A 12,846-nucleotide genomic window follows, 5' to 3' on the forward strand; every position below is an offset into this window, starting at 1 on the left:
GGCTACTCGCTTTTAGAAGTCGTTGAAAATAGCGCACAACCTTTGAAAAACGTCCTTCAAAGGGTTTTTCCTTCTCTTTTCAATTCCTCGAAAGGCAGTAGTTTTTTTCCAAATTCTTACCTACCCGATTCTGTTCCCATGCCCGTATCAGTGCCTACCCCAACTGCCCCAAATCCACAGCCGATAGATATTTCACTTGTTCCCTCGCCTTGTTTTGTGTTAGAAGAGCGTCTTTTGCGTCGGAATTTAGAAATTTTAGACCGCGTACAGAAAGCGACAGGGGCGCATATCATTTGCGCCTTAAAGGGCTTTTCTATGTTTAGCACCTTTCCGCTTGTGAGCCAATATCTGAAAGGCTGTACTGCCAGCTCGCTCTACGAAGCGCGTTTGGCGTATGAAGAATTTGCGCACCAAGACGCACAAGGCAACCTCCACAAAGGCGACATCCATGCCTATGCCCCTGCCTATTACGAAGATGAAATAGAGGAAATGATGCAATATTGCAACCATCTTACTTTCAATTCCCTTTCGCAATGGGAACGCTTCAAACCGCATTTAGAAAAGTACGAAAAAAAGCACGGCAAGCACGTTTCAGCAGGTTTGCGCATCAATCCGCAATATTCAGAAGTAGAAGTAGATTTGTATAATCCCTGCCTGCCTGGTACGCGATTTGGCATCACCGCCGATAAGCTCGAAACCCTGCCCGAAGGCATCGAGGGACTGCATTTTCATACCCTTTGCGAACAGGGGTCGGAAACCTTAGCCCGAACCTTAGAGGAGGTAGAAAAAAAATTCGGACACCTTTTGCATCAGGTAAAATGGCTCAACATGGGCGGCGGACACCATATCACACGCGAAGGCTATGATATAGAACTGCTTATCGAACTGCTCAACCGTATCCAAAAGACCTACAAGGTGCAGGTAATCTTAGAACCCGGCGAAGCCGTCGGCTGGCAGACAGGCTATTTGGTAGCTTCGGTACAAGACATTCTCGATAGCGAAGGCATCAAGGTCGCCATCTTGGATATTTCCTTTACCGCCCATTTGCCCGACTGTTTGGAAATGCCCTATAAGCCCAAAGTTTGGAACGCAAGTGAGCCTACCCCTAATTCGAAATACGTCTATCGTTTTGGCGGCTCTACCTGTCTTTCAGGCGACTATATCGGCATGAACGACTTTGCTTTTGAAAGTCCTTTAAAATATGGCGATAAAATTGTTTTCGACGATATGATTCACTACACTATGGTCAAGACGACCACTTTTAATGGTGTGCGTCATCCTTCTATCGCGCTTTGGACGGAAGAAAACCAACTCAAATTGGTGCGCCATATTGGGTACGAAATGTTTAAATATAAACTTTCTTAGCGATTGTAGAAAAAAACCAAAAAACACGACTGCTTGCGTGTTTTTTGGTTTAAATTGGGCATCTTCTTTTTTGGATAAGAGGCTATCACAAAAACTCTTAAAAGTATTATTTTGTGGAAGCAAGGCTTTGAATTTTAAAGCCTACAACTAAAATATCATCTATCTGCGGATTATTGCCTTTCCAAGCCTGCATCACTTCTTCTAATTTTTGCTTTTGCGCCTTAAAATCTTGCCCCTGCAAATCCATTAATAGGCTGCGAAATTTGGCACGCATAAATTTTCGGTTTTGCGCTCCCCCAAATTGGTCGTAATAACCATCTGAGGAAAGGTAAAAAGTAGTTTCGCCTTCTTTCAAATCAATGATATGATTGGTGAAAGTTCTGTGTTTTTCCTTTTGCCACCCTCCTATTGAGCGTTTGTCGCCTCTTACTTCCTGCCATGTCCCCTGCTGCACGAGCCAAATGGGGCGGTTTGCTCCTGCAAATTCAAGGCAGTGCGTTTCGGGTGTGTAGGCACAAAGGGCAATGTCCATGCCATCACGTGCTTGAAAGGGATTGTTGTCGTGATTATCTTGTTTTAATAAATACTGCACTTCTTTGTGTAGCAATTCCAGAATTTTAGCAGGTTTTGAAACACCTTTTTCATTCACAATTTGATTCAAAAGTGTATTTCCTATCATAGACATCAAAGCACCCGGCACGCCATGTCCAGTGCAATCGGCGACCGCCAAAAACATTTTATCTTCTTTTTGCGAAAACCAGTAGAAATCGCCACTGACCAAATCGCGTGGGCGGAAATAGATAAAACCATCTCCTAAGGCGCGACTAAGTTGTTCGGAAGTGGGCAAAATGGCTTGTTGAATCCGTTTGGCGTACTGAATACTGTCGGTAATATTCTGATTTTGAACTTCTAATTCTTGTGTTTTTTGTGCCAAATCTGCCGTTCTTTCGGCTACCAAACGCTCTAATTCTTGTTTTTGTGCTACAATTTGGCGGCGTTGTAATTCCTCATGCTCGCGTTTAAGGCGTTCTTCTTCGATGGCTTTGTCTGCCAATTCCTTGCGCAGCATGTTGATTCTATCGGCTAAACCCAAAGATAGCAATACTACTTCTAAGGCAGAGCCTATTTGCACCGAGTAGAGGGTTACAAAATTTGTAGGCAAGATGCCAAAGGCACGCAAGGCAGTTAGTAAAACGCCTATCAAATAGACTATCCATGCCAAAAGGAAAAAGCGCGAGGCTTTGTAGCCTTTTAGATAAGTGCGAAACCCTGTAATAATTAGAATAAGAGAGCCTAAAAATCCAAAAATGGTTACAAACCGAACAGAATATTTGTACGGTACAAAGAAAGTAAGGGCTAATTCTACAAAAGCAATCGCGATAAGTGCCAAGATAATTTTGTGCAGAGTAGGTGCGTAAAGGCGTGTATTTAAAAAATTAACAGAAAAACTCAACGAAAAAATAGACATACAAGCCACAAAAATTGCGATACTCAAATCCTGCCAAGCAGGAGTTTCACTCCAAAGGTATTGGAAACCGATACCATTAAAGGAGAGCTGAAACAAGGCTATCACTGTAATATTGGCAACATAAAGTAAATACGTCCTATCTTTTAGAGAAAAAAAGATAAAGAGATTATACAATAGCATCACCAACATAGTGCCGTAGTAAATACCAAAACCTATCTGAAACTTGCCATAGGTAGAAAAAAATGGTTCTATTGCCCAAAGTTGTAGCGGAATTGCCAATGTACCCTGTGAGCGGACGCGCATCAGGTAGTATTTTTGGCTTTTGGCAGGCAGTTGAAGCGGATAAACGACGTTGGGGTGGTCGATGGGGCGAAGGGAAAATTTAATGCCATCGCCCAATGCTAATTCGGAAACTACTTTGTTTTCTACAATTTCATATAAAGTAATGCTATCTAAAAGGGCGTAACTAACTTCTAACCAACGCTCTATGGGGGCAATATTTTCGTTTTGTACCGAAAATTTAAACCAAATATTGCTATCTGTATAGCCAAAATTAGGATTTTCTACTTCATTTTGCTTGAAAAAATCAGGATTTTGCAAGACCTCTTCCACTGTTTTTTGAGCGGTAGGGTCTTCATAAATGAGCGTTTGCAAGCCAATGGCAGCCGTACTTTCCACTTCCCAAGCCTTGATAGGGGGAGGAAAGGTGTTTTGCTGCGCCGAAAGTGGCGTTACACAAAGTCCTATAAAAAGCAGCAGCCCAAAATAAAGGGATTTTTGTAGCCAATAAATCCAATCAGACATATAAAGTATGCAATACTATATAAAATAGAAATGTTTTTTTTACTTTTGTTTCGCTTTTGATGACCAAGACCGATTTTTTCTGTTGCTAATAGTGCTGTGAAGGCATAGTGAAGTATGAATAGGGACAAAATTACGGAATTTTTCAGAATTTTGCCCCTCGTTTTGGGGACAAATCTAAAAAAAACAAAAAGGATAAGACATCAGGGGTATTCTGTCGGGCGCATAACCCTTCGCCTCCCTTTTTCCAACAACCCAAAGCGGCTTCCCTCTCAAAAAAGTAAGTCAAAAACAAGTCCAAAACGTTCTTTGCACTATTTTTGCGACTGTACAGAGGCGCAAGACGAAAATAAAACACAGTAGTCTAAAATAAAATCTTATTCTTCTCTATCCATGAATATTTTTAAAAAATATTATTTTCTTATTTTTTCGCTTATTTTCCTAACGATTGCGCTTGCTTTTCGCTATTTTATCGTTAGTTTTAATGATTACGAAACTTATCGCTTGCAGGTACAGCAAAAGACTATCCTACAAATTTCACTTTTAGAACAAAATATAGCACAAATACAACAAAAATGGCTCGAATGGCAGCAGCGTCAAATCGCGCCTAATTTTGAAACCTTATTGCCGCTATGTCGCTATCCTACCTTTATTTTTAAAGACCAAGAGCTTCTATTTTGGTCAGAAAATAGCTATAATCTTACATACGACCAAATCAAGCCTCCGCCCAGCGAATACATGCTCGAAACGGTGCGCGGTATTGTGCTTGTCAAAAGTGAGCTATTAGATTATAGAGGTGAGATGCGAAATATCGTTATGTTATTACCTATTCAATCCAACTATAAGATAAACAATGAGTTTCTGCAAAAAAACAATAATTCTGACATCTTTCCCAATCAGGAAGTAGGCGTTACGCTGCAAAATTATAGCCTATTTTCTATTGTGGGTAGCGAAGGCGAGCCGCTTTTTTCGCTTCAAATTCCGCCAAATTACAACTTCAACGACGATTCAAACTATGTTGTCGTTTTTTTTATTTCACTTTCTATTTTATTCTTTTTCTTACAGCTTCATCAAATTCTTTTATATTTGCTTCAAAAGCAGCAGCCCTTACAGGCTTTTGGCTTGCTTTTAGTCGCGCTTACCATTTTCAGGCTTGTCCTACTTTTTTCCAACTTGCCCAAAGAGTGGCTCGCTTCCGACCTTTTCAATCCGCAGATTTATGCTTCAAGTTGGCTTGCGCCTTCTTTGGGGGATTTGCTTCTCAACCTACTTTTTAGCTTTGCACTGCTCTTTTTTCTCTTCTATTATTCAAGAAATATTACCTCCCAATTTTCACACCTTACGCCTACTTCTACACAGTGCGCCCTTTTCTATTCGCTACTTTTAGTTGTGTCATTGCTCAATATTTATTTTCATTTTGATACACTAAGTAGTTTATATCGCGATTCCGAAAACTTGGGTTTAGACATCAATAGGCAATTCAATCTCGATGTTTTGCAGTTGGTTTCGCTTTTGGTGGCGTTGCTTTCTGGGGGAAGTTATTTTATTTTAAATTATCTTCTTTTGCGATTTGTGAAAAAAATAAATTTACCAAAAATATACAAAATAGTTTATTTAACTGTTAGCTATCTGCTTGCCATCTCTTTTTGTTTCTGGATAATGGAGGCTGAAAAGGAAGTAAGGACGGCTCTTTTTTGGGTCTTTTCAATTCATTTTTTGTACTTTGTTTTTAATATTTTAGTCGACATCATCAAAGAAGACTATTTCATAAACTATAAAATTTTTGTGCAAATTTTTATAGGAGCTTTGATAATCGCTTTGATACAAGCTGTGGTAGTTTTGAAGTTTGAAAAAGTAAGGGAATTTAATCAAAAACAGAAAATTTCACGTCAGCTTTTATTAGAATCTGATTTATTAGGTGAATATTTGCTCAACCAAGCTATCGGGCAAATCAAGCAAGACAATATCATCATCAATCGCCTACTTTCGGCTTTTTCTTCTAAGGAAGTCATTACCAAAAAAATTAGAAAAATGCACTTAGGGACGTATTTTGATAAATATGATGTAGGTATTTTTATCTTCAATGGCAGTGGCGAACCTTACAATAGCGAAATAGCTCCTTATCAAGATTGGATAGAAAAATACGCCATTCCTGCTTATATGACCGAACATGATTTCCTCTATCTCATTCGCGACAATAAAATGAATGAACATCATTATATTGCTTTTATTGAAGTTTTTAGGGGCAATATTTTAGTAGGAAAAATTATTGTGGAGCTAAAACCGCGAAAAGTAATTGCCAATAGTTTGTATCCTTATCTGCTGCTCGATAAGCAATTTATGCCCTTTTTTACTTTGAATCAGTTTAGCTATGGAATCTTTATAGATAATGAACTTATCTATTCTTTTGGTAATTTCAACTATTCTAACGCTTTACTAAATAAGTTTGAAAATGAAAGCGATTACGAAGAAATTGTCTTAGACCACTTGCGCCATTTTTCGGCTTTTTCGCAAAACCAAGACAAGAGTCTCAAAAGGGTGGTGATTTCTTCGCCTACCTACTCCTTTGCGCATTTTATTAGCAATGTTTCTTTTATTTTTCTAACTAATTTATTTGTTCTTGTTATTTTTCTGTTTTTTTACTATTTTATCATCAAAAAAAATAAGTTTGCTTTTAATCTGACTGCCAAAATTCAAATTTACCTCAATTTGGCTTTTTTCCTACCAACGCTCTTTCTTAGTATCTTGATTTTGAGCATTTTAAATAGGGAAAATAAAAATGAAATTATTGCCACTTACTTCAAAAAAGCCGAGCTTGTAGCCCAAAATCTAACCGACATTTTACAGAAACAGGAAAAAGACGAATTTTCTAATGATAGAATTTCAGAATCTCTTTTCGATATAGCCCGTCATACCCAAACAGAAATCAACCTTTTCAACAAAGAGGGCGCATTGCTTGCGACAAGCCAGACGGCAATTTTTGATAACGGTATTTTGGCACGCCGCCTCAATCCGCAGACGATGTCGGCTTTGGTAGAAGGGCAGCAGCCGCATCTTATTTTGAGCGAGTCGATTGGAAAATTAGAATATAATACCGTTTATATTCGCATCTTTTCACCCAGCACGCGCCAACTGATGGGAGTGGTGGGGCTTCCCTTTTTTGAGTCGCAGAAGCAGGCAGAAAAGCAGATAACCCATGTTTTTTCGCTGATAATGAACACTTTTACGGGGGTCTTGGTCTTGCTTATTGCGGTGTCTTCTTTGGTTTCGCGCTTGCTTACAAAGCCTTTGAAACTTTTGACAGAAAAAATCCAGCAAACTTCTTTGAGTGATGAAAACAAACCCTTAGTTTATCAATCAGAAGATGAAATTGGACTTTTGGTAAAAGAGTACAATACTATGTTGGTAAAATTAGAAGAAAGTAAAAACGCATTGGCAATTTCTGAAAAGGAATCGGCGTGGCGAGAGATGGCAAAGCAGGTAGCTCATGAGATTAAAAATCCGCTTACGCCGATGAAACTCACACTACAACATTTGGAGCGCGTCTTTGCCAAAGAAAACGAACAAGCGGTTCGCTCTATCAAACTACTTGTTAATCAGGTAGATACGCTCACCGATATTGCCAATTCTTTTGCCGCTTTTGCCAAAATGCCAATCCCCAAAAATGAGAATTTTGATATTGCGGCTTTGCTTTTGGATATTCTAATTTTATTTAAAAATGACCAACGACTGACCTTTGACGCTATCCTACCACAGGGCGAATTTTGGGTTAGGGGCGATAAACAACTGATGGGGCGCATCTTCACAAACCTCATTCTCAATGGTGTGCAAGCCGTTCCTGCCGAAGAAGACGCGCATCTGAATATCCGCTTGGAGGCATTTGAGCAGGCGCAAAAAGTCTGCATTAGCATTACTGATAATGGCAGCGGCATATCCGAAGAAGTTGCTAAAAAGATTTTTATTCCTAATTTTTCTACCAAAAGTTCGGGTTCGGGTATCGGTTTGGCAGTGGCAAAAAGAGGCATCGAGCATGCAGGAGGGCGCATTTGGTTTGAAACCCAATTAGGCGAGGGGACGACCTTTTTTATAGAATTGCCTTGGGAAAATGTTTAGGGGCAGATTTGGGAAGGTTAGAGTGCCTTTATCCTAATTTCGCCCCTCTGCAACTTTTCTCTCTTTTTTGGGGTTTGTTTTCTAATTTGGCACAGAGAAAAGCACAAAACAGACGCACCGCCCTACTACCTTAGAGCCGCCTGATAGATTTTCGCTACCTTTGCCAAACCTTTTACTCTCTTTTTATGCTTTTATGATAGAACACAATACGATAAAATCGGAAACCGCCGTACTTGTTACGCTTGTCAATCAGAATCAGCCCTTGCATAAGGCGGAAGAATACCTAAGCGAACTCGCCTTTTTAGCTGAAACCTTAGGCATCGAAACCAAAAAAAGTTTTTACCAAAAATTAGAAAATCCCGACACCAACACCTTTGTAGGCAGTGGAAAATTAGCCGAAATCAAAGCCTATGCAAAAGCCCACCAAGTAGATACCATCATCTTTGACGACGAACTCTCGCCCCGTCATGTCCGAAACTTAGAGCGCGACCTCGAATGTGAAAAAGAAGGCATCGCGATTTTTGATAGAAGCACCCTTATCTTAGAAATTTTTAAGTATCGCGCCCAAACTGCACAAGCCAAGACACAGGTAGAACTGGCACGCTATCAATACCTACTACCACGCCTGACCCGCATGTGGACACACCTTTCCCGACAAAGAGGGGGTATTGGGCAGCGCGGAGCAGGGGAAAAGGAAATCGAAACCGACCGCCGTTTGGTGCGCGATAGAATCTCGCTTCTCAAAGAAAAGCTCAAAAAAATAGAGCAGCAAGACCAAACACGCCGCAAGGAGCGCGATAAAATCGTCCGCGTAGCCTTAGTAGGCTATACCAACGTCGGAAAGTCGACTTTAATGCGATTGCTCACAAAAGCCGATGTCTTTGCCGAAAACAAACTCTTTGCCACAGTAGATGCCACTGTCCGAAAGGTAAAATGGGAGGGGATTCCCTTTCTGCTCACCGATACGGTAGGTTTTATCCGAAAATTGCCCACTACCCTGATAGAAAGTTTCAAATCTACTTTGCAGGAAGTAGTAGATGCCGACGTGCTGGTGCATGTCGTAGATATTTCGCACCCTGCCTTCGAAGAGCATATTCGGGTAGTGAATCAGACTTTATTAGAAATTAAGGCTGCCAATAAGCCTACTTTGTTGGTTTTCAATAAGATAGACCAACACAAGGCAGATTTGCAAATCGGACAAAACTACATCATCTATCCCCCTTCTTTGGACGAACTCAAAGAAAGTTATTTGGCGAAAGACGAACAAAATACGGTCTTTATTTCGGCAGCGCAAAACGAAAACATAGACGAACTGCGCACCAAACTTTTGGAACTCATTGCCAAACGCCATTTTCAAATCTATCCGAACTACAAACGTCCCACTGGCTGGGGCGATATGCCCAAAGAGGAAACCGCCGATTGGGAGTAAGAAACCCTTTGAGGTGCGAACTTTGCCCTCCCTTTTAGTCTAATGATGTTAAATGCTAAAAATCAGATGCAAATGTAGGGACAAGGCATTGCCTTGTCCTATGTCCCAAACCCTAAGGGTCTTGAAGACCCTTAGGGTTTAAGTCCAAATTTCATTTCATGTCAAATTTGAAAAAACTATAATAAAACAAGACTTTTCACAAAACTTAACATTACTAACTTTTAGCCGCCAAATTTGCGTCAAGCCATTTTTGGGCATTCTCCACTTCTTCAAAAAATTCCATGCTAAGGCTCATTTTCATCATCTTGATAGTCTGAACAATGACTTTGGCGGCAATGTTTTGAAACATATTTTGAGGCTCTACTACGGCAACGTATGTATAACGCCCCTGCATTTCAGTACGGTAGCGCGGCGCATAGCGCGAAACCAACCAAGCACGCGATTCGGGCGCATCATATTCAAGTTTCAAATAATTGAGAATAGCCCCCTTGATGCTTAGGTCTTGCTTGCCAAATTCCAAAAAGTTTTCGAAGCCTTCGCGGTGGTCGGCTACGCTGATGCGCCCTATCAAATGAAGCATCAGATAAGCAAAATCTGCCGTTTGGTAGCGTTCAATCAAAACGGTTTGGGCTTGATTTTCAAAAAGTATCGTTTTGGTAGTGTCTTGCATTTGAAAAGAAAAAAGTAGGGGAAATATAATTTTAGTAATAAAAAAAGCTAATTTTTTTAAGCAAAAGCCTAAATTTTGCTATTGATATAGGCTAAAAGGGTCTTTTTGTGTGCCATCTTTTTGTACCTATCTAATACCTTGTGGCGGTACTTTTTGTTAGATTTTTCTGCTAAAATGGTGTCATAAAAAGTGAGCATGCCCTTGATGCCTGCTTCTATGCTTTCGGCTTGGTGGGTGTTCTGTTCGGGAAATTCGAGTAGGTGAAGGGTCTGCCCAAAGACAAAGGCGAGGAGTAGGTCGGGCTGAAAAGGGTAGCTTTTTTCTTTCAAAACGTCCATTTCGGGCGAACTTCCCAAGACAATCTTTACGTGTGGCGCACCCGAAATCCAAGCGAAGGCGTAGGCTGCCGTCATTTGGCGCGTTTCTTTTTGCAAGACATCAAAGGGCGAAAGTTGTAGCCAATTTTGCATAGCAAGTTGCACCTCTGCCTGATGTGCGTAATAGTCGTCTTTGGTGCGAAAAAGTTTTTGTTCGGTAGAATCTTCTTGGGCAGAAAGAGAGGCAATATTTCCTAAGAAAAACAAAAGGAACAACAGAAAAAAGGCAAGTGTTTTAAACATAATAAAGATGGAAAGAGGGTCTGAAAAAATGGAATAAGCGTCGGGCAAAGTTAGTCAAATTTAGCCAAAGTGGGTTTTCTTTTTTGTTTGGCAATCGTCTTTATGATAAGGCGTTTTCCCCTTTTTAGTTTTGTTTTTTTACAAAAAAGCCCTATCTTAGCGTTCTTTCTTAACAAACTACTCAAAAGGCAAAGATGGCATATAGTGTATGGGAAAAAGAAGCCTTTACTACTTACGATTTGGTAGTAGTGGGCGCAGGTTTTGTGGGGCTTTCTACGGCAGCCGCTTGGCTTGAACGCTACCCCAAGGCGCGTGTAGCCGTCGTTGAGCGCAATTTTTTACCTACGGGAGCTTCTACCAAAAATGCGGGCTTTGCCTGTTTTGGCAGCCTGACCGAAATTTTAGCCGACCTTCAAATGATGAACGCCGAAACGGTCTTCAATTTGGTGCAAAGTCGTTATGAAGGCTTACAATTACTGCGCCAGCGGCTTGGCGATTCCGCCTTAGATTTGAAACAATACGGAGGCTATGAATTGCTCACCGAAGCCCAAATGCCTGCTTTGGCGGAATTAGATAAGGTCAATGATTTTTTAAAACCCATCTTCGAAAAATATCATACCAACTTTGAAGGCAGGGTATTTAGGCGCAAAGATGGCACAATCGCGAGTTTTAAATTTAATGCCCAAAAAGTACGCGCCATGGTCTATACCCCTTTTGAAGGGCAAATCAATAGCGGAATGGCTATCCGCAACCTTTGGCAGTATGTAGCCAAAAGAGGCGCACTGGTCTGGACAGGGGTGCAGGCGATAGATTGGCAAGCCATCGGCAGCAACGTAGAACTTCACCTACAACCGACAAGCCTTTCCGAACCCAAACCGCACACGCGCTTTTCAATACAGGCAAAAAAAATCGCCATCTGCACCAATGCCTTTGCCAAAGAAGCCCTCCCTACGGCAGACATTCAGGCAGGACGGGGCTTAGTGCTGATAACAAAGCCAATTTCCTCTTTGCCCTTCAAAGGGACTTTCCATTTAGAGGCAGGCTTCTACTATTTTCGCAACCTCGAAAATCGCGTTATCTTTGGCGGCGGACGCAATCTGGACTTCGAAGCCGAAAAGACAACACAACTGGGCATCAATCCGCTTATCGCGCAAGATTTGGAAAACAAACTCAAAACCCTTATTTTGCCCCAATTCCAACCTGAAATAGATTACTTCTGGTCGGGTATTATGGCTTTTGGAAGGGAAAAATCGCCGCTTTTGGTTTCGCTTCACCCCAACGTAGCGGCAGGCGTGCGGCTTTCGGGCATGGGAGTAGCTTTGAGCAGCAAAGTGGCTTTGGATTTGGTCAGCCGTCTATCAGAAGATACCTAAAAAGGCGCGAATGATGATTTATGGCAAGCCCAAAGAACTTTCTAAAATCGTAAGGGCTACAAATGGTCTTTTTTTGTGCTTTTATCTCCTCTCCACATTCTCAATTTATTGCATCTTGGTATGAAGGCTATTCTTGATTTTTTGTTCAATTTTTTGTCGCGTTTGTGGGAAGAGTTGCGAGCGCGACTCGAAATGCTTTTAGCCCTTGTGTTGCTTTTGGGCAGTTTGAGCCTATTCTACTTGGCGTATCAGGCGTATGAGGAAAAAAAGAACAAGGCACAAAAATATGAGCGCACGTTTGCGCGTGTCATAGAGGTAAAGTGGCATGAAAGCGGCAACTACTATCCCATCTTGGGCTTTTATACCCTTGATAGTCAAAAGGTGCTTATTTCGGCAAAGCATGAAGTGGGAACGCTACAAGATTTTGAGGTAGGCAATGTCTTTGAAGTCTATTACGATATTATCAATCCTGACGATTTGCATATCATCAAAAACGAATGGTTTGGTTCTATTTTTTATAGTATTTCCGCAACCTGTTTGCTTTTGGTAGGAAGTTGGCTCGCTTTCTTGGCGTGGCGAAAGTACCGCAGGTGGCATCGCCTCCTCAAATATGGGCAAACGCTACAAGCCGACATCAAATCCGTCGCCCGCGATTTGCAGGTGCGGCTCAATGGCACGCCTGCTTATGTCCTCTATTGTGAATGGAGCAGCCCAAGCGAAGATTTAGCCTATGCTTTTCGAAGCGAACCGCTACCCTTCGACCCTACGCCTTTCCTACCTACTCACAACAAAATGACCGTACTGATAGACCCCAAAGAGCCTGAAAGCTATTATATAGAAGTGGCAGAGTTGAAAAAAATGTATGCCGCCTCGCCCCAGTGATGTTAATTGCTAAAAATTAGGTTCGAATGTAGGGATAGGGCAATGCCTTGTCCTATGCCCCAAACCCTAAGGGTCTTGAAGACCCTTAGGGTTTAAGTCCAAATTTTATTTCGTGCCAAATTTGA

The 12,846-nt window shown here is 41.3% G+C and carries 8 protein-coding genes; 5 read left to right on the forward strand and 3 right to left on the reverse strand.

All coding sequences use genetic code 11. The annotated features are described in order from the left end of the window. Positions 1-138: 138 nt before the first annotated feature. Positions 139-1,365, forward strand: a complete 1,227-nt coding sequence (gene nspC / locus G500_RS0110800; RefSeq protein ID WP_051203524.1) for a carboxynorspermidine decarboxylase — start codon at positions 139-141, stop codon at positions 1,363-1,365. A gap of 106 nt (positions 1,366-1,471) precedes the next feature. Here nspC and G500_RS0110810 read toward each other — a convergent pair whose 3' ends face one another. Then, positions 1,472-3,637 (reverse strand): 7TM diverse intracellular signaling domain-containing protein, encoded by a 2,166-nt coding sequence (locus tag G500_RS0110810; protein ID WP_027002567.1) that lies wholly within the window; start codon positions 3,635-3,637, stop codon positions 1,472-1,474. Positions 3,638-4,027: 390 nt separating this feature from the next. Here G500_RS0110810 and G500_RS0110820 point away from each other — a divergent pair, with 390 nt between their 5' ends. Together G500_RS0110820 and hflX are read left to right on the forward strand one after the other, a co-directional pair. Beyond that, positions 4,028-7,747 (forward strand): ATP-binding protein, encoded by a 3,720-nt coding sequence (locus G500_RS0110820; protein WP_027002569.1) that lies wholly within the window; start codon positions 4,028-4,030, stop codon positions 7,745-7,747. 193 nt (positions 7,748-7,940) lie between these two features. Further along, on the forward strand, positions 7,941-9,176 hold the full coding sequence (hflX, locus tag G500_RS0110825; RefSeq protein WP_027002570.1) for a GTPase HflX: 1,236 nt from the start codon (positions 7,941-7,943) through the stop codon (positions 9,174-9,176). Positions 9,177-9,390: 214 nt separating this feature from the next. On the opposite strand, the gene G500_RS0110830 is transcribed toward hflX, so the two are convergent. Next, positions 9,391-9,846 carry a hypothetical protein gene (locus G500_RS0110830; protein WP_027002571.1) on the reverse strand — a complete coding sequence of 152 codons (456 nt, stop codon included), beginning with the start codon at positions 9,844-9,846 and terminating at the stop codon, positions 9,391-9,393. Between the two features lie 68 nt (positions 9,847-9,914). After that, positions 9,915-10,466, reverse strand: a complete 552-nt coding sequence (locus G500_RS0110835; RefSeq protein WP_161626123.1) for a hypothetical protein — start codon at positions 10,464-10,466, stop codon at positions 9,915-9,917. A gap of 194 nt (positions 10,467-10,660) precedes the next feature. Here G500_RS0110835 and G500_RS0110840 point away from each other — a divergent pair, with 194 nt between their 5' ends. Both G500_RS0110840 and G500_RS0110845 read left to right on the forward strand, forming a co-directional pair. Further along, a complete protein-coding gene (locus tag G500_RS0110840; RefSeq protein WP_027002573.1) occupies positions 10,661-11,839 on the forward strand; it encodes an NAD(P)/FAD-dependent oxidoreductase in 1,179 nt (392 codons plus the stop codon). A 120-nt stretch (positions 11,840-11,959) separates the two neighbouring features. Then, positions 11,960-12,721 (forward strand): DUF3592 domain-containing protein, encoded by a 762-nt coding sequence (locus G500_RS0110845; protein ID WP_027002574.1) that lies wholly within the window; start codon positions 11,960-11,962, stop codon positions 12,719-12,721. Positions 12,722-12,846: the final 125 nt, after the last annotated feature.

Origin of the sequence: Hugenholtzia roseola DSM 9546, from assembly GCF_000422585.1 — a bacterium.
Classification (GTDB): domain Bacteria; phylum Bacteroidota; class Bacteroidia; order Cytophagales; family Bernardetiaceae; genus Hugenholtzia; species Hugenholtzia roseola.

Coding starts and splice junctions, on each gene's coding strand:
- G500_RS0110845 (WP_027002574.1), top strand. CDS start 11,960: ATGAAGGCTATTCTTGATTTTTTGTTCAATTTTTTGTCGCGTTTGTGG.
- G500_RS0110835 (WP_161626123.1), bottom strand. CDS start 10,466: ATGTTTAAAACACTTGCCTTTTTTCTGTTGTTCCTTTTGTTTTTCTTA.
- hflX (WP_027002570.1), top strand. CDS start 7,941: ATGATAGAACACAATACGATAAAATCGGAAACCGCCGTACTTGTTACG.
- G500_RS0110840 (WP_027002573.1), top strand. CDS start 10,661: ATGGCATATAGTGTATGGGAAAAAGAAGCCTTTACTACTTACGATTTG.
- G500_RS0110810 (WP_027002567.1), bottom strand. CDS start 3,637: ATGTCTGATTGGATTTATTGGCTACAAAAATCCCTTTATTTTGGGCTG.
- G500_RS0110830 (WP_027002571.1), bottom strand. CDS start 9,846: ATGCAAGACACTACCAAAACGATACTTTTTGAAAATCAAGCCCAAACC.
- nspC (WP_051203524.1), top strand. CDS start 139: ATGCCCGTATCAGTGCCTACCCCAACTGCCCCAAATCCACAGCCGATA.
- G500_RS0110820 (WP_027002569.1), top strand. CDS start 4,028: ATGAATATTTTTAAAAAATATTATTTTCTTATTTTTTCGCTTATTTTC.